General features: G+C 61.4%; 15 protein-coding genes. 4 read left to right on the forward strand and 11 right to left on the reverse strand.

Annotation, left to right across the window (positions count from 1 at the left end; all coding sequences use genetic code 11):
- Window positions 1-2 precede the first annotated feature (2 nt).
- The 3 genes from fliS to ACK41V_RS16925 form a co-directional block, all read right to left on the reverse strand.
- A complete protein-coding gene (gene fliS, locus ACK41V_RS16915) occupies window positions 3-455 on the reverse strand; it encodes a flagellar export chaperone FliS (protein ID WP_409783941.1) in 453 nt (150 codons plus the stop codon).
- 65 nt (window positions 456-520) lie between these two features.
- Window positions 521-1954, reverse strand: coding sequence for a flagellar filament capping protein FliD (gene fliD, locus ACK41V_RS16920; protein WP_409783943.1), 1434 nt, complete (start codon window positions 1952-1954; stop codon window positions 521-523).
- Window positions 1955-2151: 197 nt separating this feature from the next.
- Complete coding sequence (locus tag ACK41V_RS16925; protein WP_409783945.1) at window positions 2152-3663, reverse strand: flagellin; 1512 nt, start codon at window positions 3661-3663, stop codon at window positions 2152-2154.
- A gap of 327 nt (window positions 3664-3990) precedes the next feature.
- On the opposite strand from ACK41V_RS16925, the gene ACK41V_RS16930 reads away from it, so the two are divergent.
- Together ACK41V_RS16930 and ACK41V_RS16935 are read left to right on the forward strand one after the other, a co-directional pair.
- Window positions 3991-5505, forward strand: a complete 1515-nt coding sequence (locus tag ACK41V_RS16930; RefSeq protein WP_409783947.1) for a flagellin — start codon at window positions 3991-3993, stop codon at window positions 5503-5505.
- Window positions 5506-5962: 457 nt separating this feature from the next.
- Window positions 5963-7801 carry an acetylglucosamine transferase gene (locus ACK41V_RS16935; protein ID WP_409783949.1) on the forward strand — a complete coding sequence of 613 codons (1839 nt, stop codon included), beginning with the start codon at window positions 5963-5965 and terminating at the stop codon, window positions 7799-7801.
- A 108-nt stretch (window positions 7802-7909) separates the two neighbouring features.
- Here the strand turns inward: ACK41V_RS16935 and ACK41V_RS16940 are convergent, their stop codons facing one another.
- From ACK41V_RS16940 to rfbF, 8 genes are read right to left on the reverse strand one after another with little or no spacing between them, the layout of a single operon-like run.
- Window positions 7910-8689: a cephalosporin hydroxylase family protein gene (locus tag ACK41V_RS16940; protein ID WP_409783951.1), complete on the reverse strand. Its 780-nt coding sequence runs from the start codon at window positions 8687-8689 to the stop codon at window positions 7910-7912.
- A gap of 11 nt (window positions 8690-8700) precedes the next feature.
- The gene (locus ACK41V_RS16945) at window positions 8701-9447 is read right to left on the reverse strand and encodes a class I SAM-dependent methyltransferase (RefSeq protein ID WP_409783953.1); all 747 of its coding nucleotides are present in this window, start codon (window positions 9445-9447) and stop codon (window positions 8701-8703) included.
- 36 nt (window positions 9448-9483) lie between these two features.
- A complete protein-coding gene (locus ACK41V_RS16950; RefSeq protein ID WP_409783954.1) occupies window positions 9484-10290 on the reverse strand; it encodes an NAD-dependent epimerase/dehydratase family protein in 807 nt (268 codons plus the stop codon).
- Window positions 10287-10775 carry an acyltransferase gene (locus ACK41V_RS16955; protein WP_409783956.1) on the reverse strand — a complete coding sequence of 163 codons (489 nt, stop codon included), beginning with the start codon at window positions 10773-10775 and terminating at the stop codon, window positions 10287-10289. The genes ACK41V_RS16950 and ACK41V_RS16955 overlap by 4 nt, the downstream gene beginning before the upstream one ends.
- On the reverse strand, window positions 10776-12017 hold the full coding sequence (locus ACK41V_RS16960) for a methyltransferase domain-containing protein (RefSeq protein WP_409783958.1): 1242 nt from the start codon (window positions 12015-12017) through the stop codon (window positions 10776-10778).
- On the reverse strand, window positions 12014-12574 hold the full coding sequence (locus ACK41V_RS16965; protein WP_409783959.1) for a dTDP-4-dehydrorhamnose 3,5-epimerase family protein: 561 nt from the start codon (window positions 12572-12574) through the stop codon (window positions 12014-12016). The genes ACK41V_RS16960 and ACK41V_RS16965 overlap by 4 nt, the downstream gene beginning before the upstream one ends.
- Window positions 12571-13629: a CDP-glucose 4,6-dehydratase gene (rfbG, locus tag ACK41V_RS16970; RefSeq protein ID WP_409783961.1), complete on the reverse strand. Its 1059-nt coding sequence runs from the start codon at window positions 13627-13629 to the stop codon at window positions 12571-12573. Before rfbG ends, ACK41V_RS16965 begins: the two co-directional genes overlap by 4 nt.
- Before the next feature lie 6 nt (window positions 13630-13635).
- Window positions 13636-14406, reverse strand: a complete 771-nt coding sequence (gene rfbF, locus ACK41V_RS16975; RefSeq protein ID WP_409783963.1) for a glucose-1-phosphate cytidylyltransferase — start codon at window positions 14404-14406, stop codon at window positions 13636-13638.
- Between the two features lie 487 nt (window positions 14407-14893).
- Between rfbF and motA the strand changes: the two genes are divergently transcribed.
- Together motA and motB are read left to right on the forward strand one after the other, a co-directional pair.
- The gene (motA, locus tag ACK41V_RS16980) at window positions 14894-15754 is read left to right on the forward strand and encodes a flagellar motor stator protein MotA (protein ID WP_409783964.1); all 861 of its coding nucleotides are present in this window, start codon (window positions 14894-14896) and stop codon (window positions 15752-15754) included.
- A 35-nt stretch (window positions 15755-15789) separates the two neighbouring features.
- Window positions 15790-16722: a flagellar motor protein MotB gene (gene motB / locus ACK41V_RS16985; RefSeq protein ID WP_409783965.1), complete on the forward strand. Its 933-nt coding sequence runs from the start codon at window positions 15790-15792 to the stop codon at window positions 16720-16722.
- The last annotated feature ends 118 nt before the right edge of the window (window positions 16723-16840 follow it).

Here is a 16840-nt window from a genome sequence, read left to right on the forward strand (position 1 = left end):
GTTCAGGCCTCCACCAGCGCTGGCTGGCCCGAGGCGGAGATACCTGCAGTACCCGCACCTGATTGTTTCTTGATTTCGTTCCAGCCCTGGGCCACAGGCTCAATCAACCGCATGACTTCCTGCATCATCGCATCGTCATTGCGGGCATTGGCCAGGATCAGGCGGTGAATGCAGTATTCGTAAAGAGCGCCCAAGTTCTGGGCAATCTCCCCCCCATCCACCTTGTCAAGAGCCGTGCTGAGCCCCTCTTCAATGATGCGGATGGCTTTGGAGATGTTGTTGACCTTGCCCAGCACATCACCACGCGCCATGGCACCACGCGCCGTTGCAATGGCACCGATGGCGCCCTCATACAGCAGCGCAACCAGCTGGTGCTGGTCAATCGTGTGCATGCTGGTTTCCACATTGATACGCTGATAAGCGTTGGCTGCACGGGGGCTGTAGGCGCTGAACATGCTGACAATCCTTCCGAGGTATTACTTTAGTTATCGGCTAGCGCCAGAAAAACTGAAGCCCTCGATTAGTTGTTCGATTTATTCCAGGTAGTCACCTGTTGCGAGATATAGGCATTCAAGCCATTCAGGGTGCTCATCTGCGTATCCAGCGCGTTATAGCGCGCAGTGATGCGCTTTTCAAACGCATCTACCCTGTCGTTGAACCGCGCTTGATCCAAGCCATTGCGCTTAAGGTTCAACTGCAGCGTGTCGTCCTTCGATTTGAAGAAACCATCGGTGGACAACAGATTGGTTGTGAGCGCCTTCAGCTGCACCGCAAGACCATTGGCCGAGCCGCCGCCGGTATTGCGAAACAGATTCTTTACATCGTCTGGCTTCTCTGCCAGCGCCTTGCTCAACTTGGTGGAATCCACCGCTAAGTCGCCACCCAATTGCTGCGTGATGCCCACATCCGCCAAGCGCTTGAAGGCCCCGCCGCCCGAGGTCACAGACTGGATGGCATTACGCAGAGAGTTCTGCAACGCAACAGCCGTCGAGTCCCCCTGCAACAACCCGGCCGAGTTGGTCTTTGAGTCGTATTTCGTGGCGTCCTGCAGCAACTGATTGATGGCGTTGTACGCCTTGACGAATTCAGCGATATTCGCCTGGATCGCCGTGTCATCCTTGCCCACCGCAATTTCGATCGGCGCCGTAGTCACTTGCTCTGCCTTGAAGGTCACCCCAGAAATCGTGGTGGCAAAAGTATTGGTGGCAGAAGACACTGCGATGCCGTTGACCGTAGCCTTGGCATCGGCAGCCGCTTGGGTCACAAGGGTGCCCGCCACGAGACGAGACAGCCCGGTGGCGTCGGTATTTCCCGCACTTCCGATATCGGTGTCTCCGCCTTCCATCACGCTAAGGCGAAAACCGGCCTCCTCGCCGGTCGTCTTGCTGCGCAACAACAAGCGCTCACCCGAAGCGTCGCTCAAAATCGACGCGGTCACGCCCCCGTTAGACCCGTTGATCTTGCTGGCCACGTCTGTAAGCGTATCGCTCGCACTGATGGTGATGTCCACGGGTTGACCGCTGCCGGGCGTGAACGATGCAGGCGCCACGCTCCATTTGCCCAACTCCAGGCGGATCGTGCCAGCACCCAACGCCCCGCCCACAGGCAGAAGTGCGGCAGACGCGGTGGCCTGTGCCTTGGCCAGACTTTGCACTTCCACACTGAAGGTCGTGGGTAAGGTGCCACCGATGGCAGTGGCAGATACGTACTTGGAATCAGACGATGACGTGCTCACACCGTTCCAGCCGGTCAGACTGGTCAGTTTGCCTGCGGCATCCCCCAGTGCGGAGACAAGCGATTTGATCTGCCCGTACGCCGATATCTTGGTACTGACCGTGGCGGCCTGTAACTGCAGCGATGCCAAGGGCCTTTTTTCGAGCGCGACCAACTCCTTGATGATGCTCTTGACATCGAGCCCGTTTGTCGCGAGGCCTGGGGATGAAATGGTTGCCATACAAACCTCCTGAACTGGTCCAACAGAAATTATGGCGCCGAATGGCGACAACTAACGTCCGTAAACACGCCAGGAAACCCGTCTTATCCAGCGGTCCTGGCACCCGCCTTCCAGAAAGCCAAATGGCGGCGGCAGAAAACTGCCGCCGCCCCGGTCACATCAGGGCGCTGCAACGCCCTGACCGCCATACCCGCCGCTTAACGCAGCAGGGCCAACACACCCTGAGGCAGCTGGTTGGCCTGGGCCACCATTGCGGTACCAGCCTGTTGCAGGATCTGCGAACGCGACAGGTTGGCAGTTTCTGCAGCAAAGTCGGCATCCAGAATGCGCGAACGCGATGCAGACAGATTTTCAGAAGTCACTTGCAGATTGCTGATCGACGTTTCGAAGCGCGATTGCAAGGCACCGAGCTTGGCACGCTCGCCGTTGATGAAGGACAGCGCGGAATCCACTGTCTTCAGGGCTTCTGTCGACTTCTTGAAGGTCGTCACATCCAGGTTAGACACCTCTTGCAGGTCAGAGGCGGCATTGGCTGCAGTCGCTGTACTAAAGGCGTTGGTTGTTGTAGCAGCGATAGCAAAAGACTTCTCTGAGTCCAACACCACATAGCCGCTGACCGTAGACGCATCTGCTGCAGATGCAGCCGCCAGGGTATCTGCAGCACCAGCCGATGTGCCATCTGCCTGCAGCTTCTGAACGGTGACATCGCCCGCGCTGGCAGCGCCCGTACCACTTTTTGCCAAGGTGATGTCGTTACCCGTTGCATTTGTCAGGATGATGCCCGAGTTGTCAGAAGCAAGCGCAGCCGTTACGCCCGTTTTCGAGGACTGCTCATTGATCGCTGCCACCGCGTTGGACAAACCGTCCGATGTGCCTGTGGCTGTAACGTTAAACGAAATCGCTTGACCGACAGCAGGAGACGTCGGTGTGTTGTCACTGCGCAGCTCAAAAGTGTAGGCACCAGCGCTCTGGAAGCTCAGTTTCACCTCAGTGCGGGCAGTGGCCGTAACACCTGTAGAAGTCGTCTGCAGGTTGATCTTGTCAGCCATGGCTTTCGACGTATCGTTAGCGGCGATGGTAATGTTTTGTGACCCAAGCGCACCGCTGACCGCCAACGTTCCACCCGTTACGCCGTTAGCACCCCATGTGGCCGCTGCCGCAGAAACACCTGCACCGCTCGACGACGTATTTTGGTTGTTGCCGTACTGGCTCGTCCGCAGATTGGCCGTGGCCGCCACGATCGTCTGGTTGGCATTGGCGCCGACTTGGAACTGTTGGGTACCAAAAGTTCCGTTCAGCAGCTTGGCGCCGTTGAATTCGGTGGTTTGCGAGATGCGGTCCAGCTCGGACACCAATTGCGAAACTTCTTGCTGCAGCGCTTGACGGTCACTAGAGCTGTTGGAAGCGTTGGCAGACTGCACAGCCAATTCACGCACACGTTGCAGGATGTCGCCAGACGCCTTGAGCGCGCCTTCAGCGGTTTGTGCGAGCGAGATACCGTCGTTGGCATTGCGCACAGCCTGGTTCAGGCCCTTGATCTGCGAAGTGAAGCGCTCAGAAATAGCCAAACCGGCGGCGTCGTCCTTGGCGCTGTTGATGCGCAGTCCCGACGACAGGCGTTGGATGGACGTGTTGAGCGAGGTCTGGCTCATGCCCAGATTGCGCTGTGCGGTCAACGAGGCGACGTTGGTATTGATGGTAGCAGCCATAGCAAATGCTCCTGATATAGAACTAACTGAATATGGCGTTGCCGCCAACCTGGTGCCAGGTAAGGCACCTGGCTATACGGTTCACAGTGCCCACCCGGCTTCCTGTTGAACGGCGGTTGGCGTCTGCCTTCCGTTGCAAGTAGTTTCGACCTCCCCTCGGGAAACTTTAGGGGCAAACGCACAAGTTGGCAGGTTTTTCCGCTCTTTATCCCGCCAACGCCCTGGGCGACCAATGCCCACAATTCCTCATCGTTCTTGTATTGCCTGCCGGACGGTAGTCACCCCATCAGGCACAAATGTCCACCCAGAGCCTCAAGGAGCACATCCATGGCAGCCACTATCAACACCAACGTAGCCTCCCTGACGGCCCAGCGCAACCTGGGCATGAGCCAGACTTCGCTCAACACGTCCATCCAACGCCTGTCGTCGGGACTGCGCATCAACAGCGCCAAGGACGACGCCGCTGGCTTGGCCATCTCCGAGCGCTTCACCAGCCAGATCAGGGGTCTGAACCAGGCCGCACGCAATGCCAATGACGGTATTTCGTTGGCCCAGGTAGCCGAAGGCGCGATGAAAGCTGCGGGCGACATCCTGCAGCGCGTACGAGAACTGGCGGTGCAGTCGGCCAACGCGTCGAACAGCCCAAGCGACCGCCAAGCGTTGAACCAGGAAGTGGGCCAACTGGTTGCTGAACTGGACCGCATCTCCCAGACCACCGAATTCAACGGCGCCAAGCTGCTGAACGGCACATTTGGTACCCAACAGTTCCAAGTGGGCGCCAATGCCAACCAGACCATCGTGGCAGCTACGGCCAATTTGCGAACCAGTGTGTATGGCAACAACCAGAACACATCGGTCAACGGCGCAGGCAGTGGAGCAAACGCAGGCACTTGGGGTGCCAACGGCGTGACAGGTGGCACGCTTGCCGTCAACGGTGCGCTGGGATCACAGAACATCACCATCGCAAACAATGACACCGCCAAGGCAATGGCTGACAAAATCAACCTTCAGACTGCAAATACTGGTGTTACAGGATCTGCGCGCACTGAAGTTGACCTGTCTTTCGTGTCGGTCGGCTCTTACACTTTTGAATTGCGGTCAGAAAACACTCCGACGGCACCGGCACTCGGACAGTCGATTTCGTTCAATATTTCGGCAACCAATACCTCGGATGGGTTGTCAAATGCCATTTCCGCCATCAACGAACAATCTGCCAAGACGGGGGTCACCGCCTCTCTGAACCCCGCGAGCACCGGGATTATTCTGACCAATGCGACGGGGCAGGATATTGGCATCTACAAGGGTGCGGCATCGGGCGCGAACGCAGGCGACATCACTATTCAGAAGTTGCAGGCCAATGGCACGGCCATTGGCGGGCCAGATGCCCTGGCAGCGGCCGCTGGAGCCGACAGTTCGACGATCAGCGGCTATGTAGTGCTTGACTCGGAAAAGTCGTTTTCGACCAATGCCACCACCACCAATGCGTTCAACACCACGCTTCCTGCAGACAGTGCATCCGATTTACAAGAGGTGGCCAATCTGGATGTCACCACCTTCAAAAAGGCTACAGAAGCTTTGAAGACGGTGGACTCCGCACTGTCATTCATCAACGGTGAACGCGCCAAACTGGGTGCATTGCAAGCGCGGTTTGAAACATCCATCTCGTCGCTGAACATCACATCCGAAAACCTGTCTGCGTCGCGCAGCCGGATTCTCGACGCGGACTTCGCCGCTGAAACCGCCAACCTGTCACGCGCACAGATCCTGCAACAGGCAGGCACCGCAATGGTTGCGCAGGCGAATCAGATTCCACAGGGTGTCCTCGCGCTGCTGCAAAATTAGCATTGGTGCGCGCATCTGCCGCCACCGAAGCGGCGGCAGATGCCAATGGCCAAACTGCCGACCAGACAATTCGCAAAGGATTCACGTGCACGGCAGAAACCCTGGCAAAAACAAAGCTCCCGCAGATGGCAGGCTTCAGGCCGCTCTGGATGCCAAAGACTGGCATTTGCTGGCGCGCCTGTGCAAGCAGAGTCTGCGCAAGAACTCCCGCGACCTTCATGCCACACGCCTGTTGGGTTACGCGCTGGACTGTCTGGGCCAAGCGGACGAGTCGATAGAGGTGTACCGCCGCGGAACCTTGATTTGGCCGAACGATGCAGAACTTTTGATCAACTACGGCAATGTGTTGCTCAATCAGGCGCGTAATTCTGAGGCGCTGCCGGTTCTAGAAAAAGTTTGTGATTTACGTCCTGAGATGGCAATTTGCTGGCTCAAGTTGTCGCAATGCTGCTATTTGATGACGCACAACGAAAAAGGCTTTCAGGCGGCCCAGCGGGCTTCCGAGCTGGCGTCAGACACTTCCGAAAAAGCAGCCTCACTCAACCAAAAATCCATTCATCGCCGCGAGCTGGGGCAAATCAAGGAAGCTGTTCAGGATTGCGTGGATGCGATCACCCTGGCGCCGCTGGAGTCGTCTAACCACACGAACAGGCTTTTGTTCATGCTGGCAGATCCGGATGTGGATGCGGCCAGTCTCTCCCAAGCCGCACGTGACTATGGGCAAGTGTTTGAGCCTTCACTGAAACCGTCTTGGCCTGATTTTTCCTCGCACCAGGACGAGCCGTGGCGAAAATTGCGCATTGGCTTTTTGTCGCCCGACTTCCGAGCGCACTCTGTCATGTATTTCGTCGAGGGATTGCTGGCGCAGCTGGATCGGCGGCAGTTTGAAGTATTCGCCTTTTATTTGTTCCCGCGCGACGATCAAGTCACGGCTCGGGTCCGGCACCACGCAGACCACTTTGTCCGCCTGGCAGGCCTCAGTGCCGAGCAGCAGGTGCAGTCCATTCGCTCCCACAAGATTGACATCCTGATCGATCTGGCGGGCCACACGGGCTACAACGGGCTGCTGACCTTGGCCCACAAGGCGGCGCCGGTACAGGTCTCGTGGCTGGGGTTCCCCGCGACGACGGGGCTGGACGCGGTGGACTACAAGTTCACCGACGAGATCACCGACCCTCCAGACGCCCAAGCGCATTACACCGAGCAGCTTTACCGCCTGCCCACCCTGTTTGCCTGCTACCGCCCCATGAGCCGCCACCCGCTGTGGCGCTATCAGCCGCGCTATCAGGTGCGCGCTACCCCGGCGATGGAAAACGGGTTCATCACGTTTGGCTCCTGCAACAACCTGGGCAAACTCACCGATGGCGTGCTGGCGCTGTGGGGCCAGGTGCTTGCGGCGGTGCCGGGTTCACGCCTGCTGATCGAAGGCAAAAACCTTGACCGGCCCGATTTCGCCAATGCCTACCGCCAGCGCTGCCAAGGCTTGGGCCTGGACCCGGAGCGGCTGGACTTGGTGGCGCTGGATGGCGACAACCAGTACCTGACCTATCACCGCATCGACATCGCGCTCGATCCGTTCCCGCTGACCGGTGGCACCACCACCTTCGACGTGCTCTGGATGGGTGTGCCCATCGTTTCCATGGTGGGCCATAGCTTTAAAAGCCGGATGGGGGTTGGTTTGCTGACCTACCTGGGCCGCACTGAATGGTTGGCAAAAACAGCCGAAGACTATGTGCGCATCGCATGTGGACTGGCCGCCGACGCCCAGGCGCTGAACACCTTGCGGCTGGGGTTGCGTGATGAGGTGGAGCGATCTGCGCTGATGCGCGAGGACGTTTTTAACCACCACTTTGGCGAGGGCCTGCGGGTCATGTGGCTGCAGTGGCTTGCCCAGGCACAGCACCCAGGCAATGCCGATGCCCAGATGCAGGCTATGCAGGAGTGGTTGCCTCAACTGCCAGAGGAATGGACCCAAGCGCCGACTCCGGGGGTTGGGCTCAAGCCCGGCCAGCGGATCAGCCTGTCCGAGGCCCATGAACGCTTGCAGCATCTGGTGGAAAGAGCCAAAACTTCCAACCCCCACGCCCAGGCGGATGCGTCAGGTGCCCAGATCACCGGTCGCCAATGGATCGCGGTGACAGAACTGGCCGAGGTGGTCCTGAACGCCGTGCCACACGACCCCGTTGCACTGGCGTGCCTGGCCGAGGTGGAACACGCGCATGGCCACACGGAATTTGCCGTCACCTACCTGCGGCACGCCACACAAGCGATGGGGATGGAGCCCTTCAAGGCATAGTGCCCGGCCAGTCGGGATCAATCACTATAAAAATAGTAGCTACCAGCGCTTATAAAATAAGCGCCAGAGCCCATTTTCACCATATTTTCGACTGCAACAACGGACGAATCACCCCTTGCGCCGCAAGAACCCATGCGGCGCCACCGTCACCTGCAGGCGCTGCTCCATCTCGACGTCGACCTCGAACTCGGCATGCCCGGCCAGCCACTGGTGCACAGCGGTCTTGGGGTTGTTGCCCACGTCCCAGGGGCGGTCGGCAAAGAACTGGGGCGGCATGTCTTCCACAAAGGTGTCAAACACCACGCAGTAGCTGCCGGGGGTGACCAGCGGCGCATACGCGTCCAGCTCGCCCAGCACATGGTCGTGCGTGTGCATGGAATCCAGGCACACCAGCACGCGCTGGTAGCCCTTCGCAAAGTCGCGCACCTGCTGCACCACATCCGGCGCCACGGCCGAGCCCTGGATCATGGCAATGCGGCTGGCCATGGGATGGGCTTCGATGGCGGCGCGGTTGTGGGCGCGAATGTCGATGTCCACGCCCAGCACCTTGCGGCGCGATACGCGCGGGTCCATCGGGGTGCCCGCCTCGATGGCATCGCTCATGTCCAGCAGCGCCAACAGCGAGGCACTCAACACCAGCGAGCCGCCGTGAGCAATGCCGGTTTCGATGATGAGGTCCGGCCGCACGCGCCACACCAGCTCCTGCATGGCCACCATGTCCTGCGGGTACTGAATGATGGGGCGGCCCATCCAGTCAAAGTTGTAGACGTACTGACGCTGCATCGAGGCCTGGAGCCAGTCGCGCGACAACGCCTTGAAAGCGCCATCTTCTGCGTACGACTGCAAACGCGCTTGCCGTTCTTGGCGGAATTGTTCTGAAGGGTGCATGACCGGATCTTTCACTTAATCAACATACCTTGACCTGTGGGCATCTCCAGCACACGGTACCCGTACTTGGCGAACCAGGGGTCCTCCGCCAGTTTCTGTGCCCGGTACGCCAGCCAGCCGTAATCGTCCAGGATCAGGACAGCGCCCGGAACCATGCGGTCAAAAAGCACTTCCAGTGCACCAACCTCTGCATCTGCATTGTTCATGTCCAGGTGCATGAAAGCGATCTTTTGCGGAGCAACCTCGGCCAGAACCTCCGGCACCTTGCCCTGCGTCACGGTCACATTGTCAAAATCGGAAAACCGCTCTTTGACTTGCGCATAGAGCTGCTTGCTGTGCTCGGGCATGGCATGGTGCGGCAGTGACGGGTCGTGATCGAACAAGTCATACAGGTAATAGTGGCGATCTGGCTGGTTCGCAAAGTCCACTGCATCGCAGATGATGCGAGCTGTTGTGCCCTTGTAGCAAGCGCACTCGACAAAATCGCCCTCCAGCCGCAGTCCATTGCGCACCCCCCATAGCACGGTGGAGATCCGCCACAGCACTGCTTTTTCGATGTCTGTGCTCGCGTGGGCGTTGAATGCCCGCATCAGGGCCTCATCCTCCAGGAACCCCAGGTTCCGGTGGTAGGTGAAAAGGTTGTCGCCCGCGTAGATGCCTTCCTGGCCATTCACCTGGTCGATGGCCTGTTGAAGGCCCTGAACGAAGCCATTCGGCTCCTTGACCCCGAAGAAAACTGTGCTCAAGTGGTTGCCCATGGGATTTCCTTTCTCTTCTCTTTTGTACTCAACAGATCACAGCGCTGTGCCGTCGCCCCACACGGAGCGTGCAACCACCCCCCACTCAGCGTGCAGACGAGACGCATTGATGGGCGCAAGACGCTGCAATGGCGCACCGCCCTGCACTTCGTAAGTGCTGGCGTAACGAGTCCCCAGCCACTCAAGCCACTGGGCGTGTGGGGTCTGAACCCCACTGGCCACGTTGTAGACCGTGCTTCGCCCCCGCAGCGCGATGCGCGGCAGCCAGTCCAGCACGTCGGCTACATGCACATAGTCCTTGGCGGACTGCGGGTCAGAGCGCAGCACCATATGGCCTTGGCGGGCCTGGTGCAGCAGGTCTGCCACCAGGTTGCCCGATGCCGCATCCATGTCCGGCCCCACCACGTTCGACAGCCGCGCCACGCGCACCTCGGCACGGCCGCTGGCGTGGCACAGCGATTCGCCGGTGAGCTTGGTGAGGTTGTACAGGTACGACGGGTCGCCTGGCAGCACGGCCAGAGGCGCGTCTTCGTGGGTATCAGCCGCCCCCATGTAGACGCGGGTGGAAGACAGGTACAGCAGCGAATCAAACTGCGCGCGACGCAGCACCTCGGCCAGCAGCCCCACATGGGCGTCCACGGTGTCGAATGGGCGCGTGCGGAAGTCAGCGGTGAGCCCCACGCAATAGATCACATGGCCCAGCGGGCGGGTGAACACCTCGGCATCGCCGCGCGCAGGCGCCCACACGGTGTGGCCCTGGGCCTGCAGGTGCGCCACCAAGCGGCTGCCGATGTAGCCCGTGGCGCCCAGCACGGTGAAGGCGGAAGGGGGCAGGCCCGTCACCGGCGCTCCCCCACGGCCGCCAGCGGCTGGCCCGCATACACGGTGTACGCCAGCAGCTCACCGCGCACGATGGAGCCCGCGCCCACCACGCAGCCGCGCCGCAGCACGGCGCCGTCGAGCAGCACGCAGTTGGCGCCGATCCACACGTCGTCCTCGATCACGATGCCGCCCTTGCTGGGCAGAAAACCCTGCTCGCGGATCAAGCGGCTGCGGTCGGCATAGGCGTGGTTGACCGGCGCAAAGGTGCAGTTGGCGGCAATCGCCACGTAATTGCCGATGTGGATGCCGTTGCCGGTGTAGAGCACACAGCCCGCGTTGATGACCACATGCTCACCCACCACCAGGTCGCCGCTGCCGCCCGCAGGCTTGACCTTGACGAAGCTGTCGATCACCGAATGCGCGCCCACCACGATGCGCGTGCCGCGCACCGAGTCTTCGATGTCGGCCAGGTGCGAGAGCTGCGCGGTGGGATGGATCTCGATCACCTAGAACACCTCCAGGCGCGGCACGGCCACCACCATCTGCGCGCCCCAGCTGCGCGTGTAGTCCAGCTGGTCGGCCACCTCGCTGCGCAGGTTCCAGGGCAGGATCAGGATGCGCTGCGGCTTGTGGGCGCGCAGGTGCGCCTCGCTCACCACCGGGATGTGGCTGCCAGGCAGGTACTGGCCCTGCTTGGCAGGGTTCTTGTCCACGGCATAAGGCAGCAGATCGGGCCGCACGCCCGCAAAGTTGAGCAAGGTGTTGCCCTTGGCGGCAGCGCCGTAGGCGCCCACGGAGATACCGTCGGCCTGGCATTGCAGCAAAAATGTGAGCAGCTCGCGCTTGACCCGTATGGCCTGGGCCTGGAAATCGCTGTAAAAACCCGCACCCAGCATGCCGGCCGTGGCCTCGGTGGCCAGCAGTTGCTGCACGCGGGCGGCGCCTTCAGCCGTGGCCTGGGGGTGGCCCACGGTGTCGGCGCGGGCGGCAAACACGCGCAGGCTGCCGCCATGCGTGGGCAGCTCCTGTACGTCAATCACCACCAGCCCATTGGCCGCAAAGATGCGCTGCACCGCCGTGAGCGACAAATAGGAATAGTGCTCGTGGTACGCCGTGTCGAACTGGCAGCCCTCCACCATGCGCAGCAGGTGCGGAAACTCGAAGGTGGCCACGCCATGGGGCTTGAGCAGCCGCGTGAAGCCGCCCACAAAGTCGTTGATGTCGGGCACATGCGCCAGCACGTTGTTGGCGGCGATCAGGTCGGCCTGGCGGCCTGCGGCGGCCAGCTCGTCGGCCAGCGCCACGCCAAAGAACCGATCCACCACCTCAATGCCCTTGGCGCGGGCTGCGGCCGCCGTGCTGGCCGTGGGCTCCACGCCGTAGCAGGGGATGCCGGCCGCCTGCACGTACTGCAGCAGATAGCCATCGTTCGATGCGACCTCGACCACGCGGCTTGCGGGCGTGAGTGCCAGGCGCTCGCGCATCGCCTGCACATACGCCTGGGCATGGGCCAGCCACGACGACGAGAACGAGCTGAAGTACGCGTAGTCGTCGGTGAACAGCGCCTCGCGCCCGGCGTGGTCTTCGGTCTGCACCAGCCAGCAGGTCTCGCACACCAACAGGCGCAGGGGGAACCAGGTCTCGGGCGCGCGCAGGGCGGCCTCGCTCAGGTAGGCGTTGGACGGGGGCGCGCTGCCCAGGTCCAAAAACGGCAGTTGCAGCGGGCTGCCGCAGTGTCGGCACTTCACAGGCGCACTCCTTCGAATTCTTCTGTTAGCCACGGCTGGCCCGCATCGCGGGGCGAGAGGTGGCTCGCGGGCACCGGCCAGGCAATGGCCAGGCGAGGGTCGAGCGGGTTCAAGCCCGCTTCGGCTGCGGGTGCGTAGGCCGCTGAGTGGCAATACAGCAGCTCTGCGTTATCGCTCAGCGCTTGGAAGCCATGAGCGAAACCCGGCGGGATGAGCAATGCGTGGCCGTTGTCGGCCGACAAATGCTCGGCGTGCCATTGCAAAAAGGTGGGGGAGCCCTGGCGCAGGTCTACAGCCACGTCCCAGACCTCGCCGCGCAGGCAGCTCACGAGCTTCATCTCGGCATGCGGCGGCTTTTGGTAGTGCATGCCGCGCACGGTGCCTTTCAATGCGGTGTAGCTCTGGTTGATCTGGGCGACGGGGGCTGTCCAGCCTGCGCCCGCCAGTTCGGCAGCGCAAAACATGCGGGTAAAAAAGCCACGCTCGTCCACCAGCGGCTGGCGCATCACGCGAAAAAGCCCCGCCAGGGGCAGTGGCGCCAAGGCCAGGCGGCTCATGGGCGCGCCTCCCACGCGTCGATGTCGGCCAGGCACAGCGCGCGGGCATCTGCGCCGCCGTGTTGCTGGCGGTACCAGTTCATGGTGCGGGCCACGGCGGTGTTCAGCGCCCAGTGCGGGGCCAAGCCCAGCACCTGGCGGGCGTGCGCGGTCTCCAGCGCCAGCCAGCCAGCCTCGTGCGGGCCTTCACTCTCTTTTTCATAGCTGGTAGCGCTTGATGGATAAGCGCCAGAGGCCAATTCGATCACATTTTTGACGGTGGCGGCCTCGTGGGGCAGCGGGCCAAAGTTGTAGGCACCGGCCAGTGCGGGCGATTCCCACAGGCACTGGGCCAGGCGCAGGTAGGCGGCCAGCGGCTCCAGCACATGCTGCCAGGGGCGCGTGGCCTGGGGGCGGCGGATGTGCAGGGTCTGACCCGCCTCCCAGGCGCGCACGGCGTCTGGCAGCAGGCGGTCTTGGGCCCAGTCGCCGCCGCCGATCACGTTGCCCGCGCGCGCGGTGGCCACGGCGATGCCCTGGGCGGCCAGGAAGGAATCGCGGTAGCTGGCCGTGACCAGCTCGGTGGCGGCCTTGCTGGCGCTGTAGGGGTCGTGCCCGCCCAGGGCGTCGTCCTCGCGGTAGGGGTAGGCCCATTCGCGGTTGCGGTAGACCTTGTCGGTGGTGACCACCACGGCCACACGCACATCGGCCAGACCGCGCAAGGCATCGAGCAAATGCGCCGTGCCCATCACGTTGGTGGAAAAGGTATCCAGCGGCTCTGCATAGCCGGGCCGCACCAGCGCCTGCGCGGCCAGGTGCAACACCACCTCGGGCCGGGCGGCGCGCACACGCATCGCCAGGGCCTGGGCGCTGCGGATGTCGCAAAAATGGCTTTCGGTGCCTTGCTCCACCCGGGCGAGGGAAAAGAGGTTGGGCTCAGTGCCCGGCGGCAGCGCCACGCCGGTTACCTGCGCGCCCAGGCGCTGCAGCCACAGCGCCAGCCACGCGCCTTTGAAGCCAGTGTGGCCCGTGAGCAACACGCGCTTTCCGCGCCAAAAGTCGGGATCAGGGCGCATCGTGGGTTACCAGCACTTCCACGGGGCGCGACCCGATTGCCACAGGTCTTCGAGCAGGTTCTTCTCGCGCAGCGTGTCCATCGGCTGCCAGAAGCCGGTGTGCTCAAAGGCGCGCAGCTGGCCACTGGTGGCCAGCTGCGCCATGGGTTCCAGCTCCCAACTGGTGGCGTCGCCTTCGATCTGGTCGATCACCTCGGGCTGCAGCACAAAAAACCCGCCGTTGATCCAGCCGCCATCGCCACGCGGTTTTTCCTCGAACCCGGCCACGGTATCTCCGTCACGCACCAGTGCGCCGTAACGGCCCGGGGGCTGAACGGCTGTGACCGTAGCCTGGCGGCCATGGGCGCGGTGAAAGGCAAACTGGGCCGTCATGTCGAGGTCGGCCACGCCGTCGCCATAGGTAAAACAGAAGGGCTCGCCCGCAGGCAGATATTCCTGCACGCGGCGCAAACGGCCGCCGGTCATGGTGCTTTCGCCGGTGTCCACCAGCGTCACGCGCCAGGGCTCGGCGTGGCGGTGGTGCACTTCCATGCGGTTGTTGGCCATGTCGAAGGTCACGTCCGACATGTGCAGGAAGTAGTTGGCGAAGTATTCCTTGATGACATAGCCGCGGTAACCCAGGCAGATGATGAAGTCGTTGACGCCATGGGCGGCATACATCTTCATGATGTGCCAAAGGATGGGCCGCCCACCGATCTCGATCATGGGCTTGGGACGCAGGTGCGACTCTTCCGAGATGCGGGTTCCCAGGCCCCCCGCGAGCAGTACGGCTTTCATGTCCGCAGCATAGTGCAGCGCTTGAGCCACCAAAAGGCCCTGCCACTGCGGAAAGACGGCCCAAATGCAGCGATTGCGCGCGCCAGGGCAGCGACTGCAACAACTCCACACCATCGAATTGCTATCAATACGTTAGCAATGAGCGCTTTCCGGTAAAGCGCTAGAGCCACTTTTGACTTGATTTTTTGCGAACGCGATCACCCAGCGCCTGCGCAGGACGCGAGGGCGGCGCGCACAACACCAGCAACGCCCTTTCGACGGAGCGCCCAGACGAACTGGTCTGGTGGCCCCCATGTAAATAGTGCTCGACTGCCGGGCGCCGTGGTGACCTCATTGGCCAGAGAAGCCCCGTATTGCCATCTTTCTTATGGCATTTCGCGCTCATCAATCCGATACATTTGCAGTAACCTTCGGTAAACCGCGCTGACCGCGGGCTCACCAGCCCCGCTCCTTTTTTACTTCGGCCGCCGCCTAACCCGTCAAAAGCATGCTCGTCATCATTGGTTACATCGTCTGCTTCGGATGCATCTTCGGCGTGTATGTCTTTCACGGCGGGAACATCAAGGTGATCCTGACGGCGTTGCCTTTTGAAATCGTCACCATCATGGGTGGCGCCCTCGGTGCGTTTGTCGTCAACAACCAGCCCAAGGTATTGAAGGCCACGATGGCCGCGATCCCCATGGCGCTCAAGGGCTCCAAGTACACGAAGGCGCGGTACATGGAGCTGATGGCGATGCTCTATGACATCCTGCAAAAAGCCCGCAAAGAGGGGCTGATGGCGATTGAAAAGGATGTGGAATCCCCTGGGGAATCCGAAATTTTCAAAAAATACCCCACGGTCGGCAGCGACCACCATGTGATTGAGTTCATGACCGACTACCTGCGGATGATGGTGTCGGGCAATCTCAATTCGCATGAGATTGAAGCGCTGATGGACAGTGAAATTGAAACCCACCACCAAGAAGCCCACGCCCCCATCGCCGCCTTGCAGCGTTTGGCCGGCGCCCTGCCCGCATTCGGGATCATTGCGGCGGTGCTGGGCGTGGTCAACACCATGGGCTCGGTGGGGCAGCCGCCATCGGTGCTGGGCGGCATGATCGGCTCGGCGCTGGTGGGAACGTTCCTGGGCATTTTGCTGGCGTATGGCGTGGTCGAGCCTCTGGGCGGGCTGGTGGAGCAAAAGACAGAAGATGCCGCGAAAGAGTTGCAATGCATCAAATCCACCTTGCTGGCCAGCATGCAGGGCTACAACCCGGCCACCGCCATCGAATTTGGCCGCAAGGTGCTGTTCTCGACCGATCGGCCCAGCTTTGCCGAGCTGGAGGGGCATGTGAAAGGCAAGAAGTAGCGCGCTAGCAGCACTTCTTGCACGGGTCCAACGCCATGGCAGAAAAGAAACTCCAACCCATCATCATCAAGCGCATCAAGAAGGGCGGCCATGCGGTGCATGGCGGCGCCTGGAAGATTGCGTACGCCGACTTTGTGACGGCGATGATGGCGTTCTTTTTGCTGATGTGGCTGCTGGGCTCCACAGCCAAGGGCGAGCTGCAGGGCATTGCGGCGCATTTTGCGTCCCCGCTCAAGGTGGCCATGACCGGAGGCGATGGCGCGGGCAACAGCTCCAGCGTGATTCCGGGCGGCGGCAATGACCTGTCCAAAGTGCACGGCCAGGTGCGGCGCTCCGATTCGGAAGAAGCCAAGCAGCGCCGCATGAGCATCGATGCGGCAAAGGCCGAACGCGCCAAGCAGGACCTGGATCGCATCAAGGCGCTGGAAGCCAAGATCGACGCTCTGATCACCGAAACCCCGCGCCTGAACGAATACAAGTCGCAGATCCGCATCGACATCACACCCGACGGATTGCAGATTCAGATCGTCGACGACCAGAATCGCCCCATGTTTGACAGCGGCAGTGCGTTGGTAAAACCCTACATGCGCGACATATTGCGCGAGATCGGCGCGGCGCTGGGCGGGGTCGAAAACCGCATCAGCCTGGCGGGCCACACCGACGCCGTGCCGTATGGCAACAGCGACCGGGGCTACAGCAACTGGGAGCTGTCGGCCGACCGTGCCAACGCTTCGCGCCGGGAACTGGTGTCCGCCGGCATGCCAGACGCTAAACTGGGCCGTGTTGTGGGCCTGGCCGCCAGCGACCTGCTGGAGCCAGACACCCCCCGCTCCCCTGCCAACCGGCGCATCACCATCACGGTGTTGACCCGGGAAGCCGAAGAACGACTCATGGGCAAAGGGATTCCCGAAATCACTTCAACAGAACTGCTGACTGAAAAGCGGGAAAATCCCCCCCCGAGCAGGTAACAGTTACGACTTGTCACCAAACCTGCCACCCATGACAATAATTGGAACCTGTTCAATGTCTTTTTGGAGATCGCGTTGGAGTGCAATCGGGATGAGTGGATGCTTCGGATGCGCCGCA

This window comes from Acidovorax sp., from assembly GCF_046291265.1.
In the GTDB taxonomy this organism is placed as follows: domain Bacteria; phylum Pseudomonadota; class Gammaproteobacteria; order Burkholderiales; family Burkholderiaceae_C; genus Acidovorax.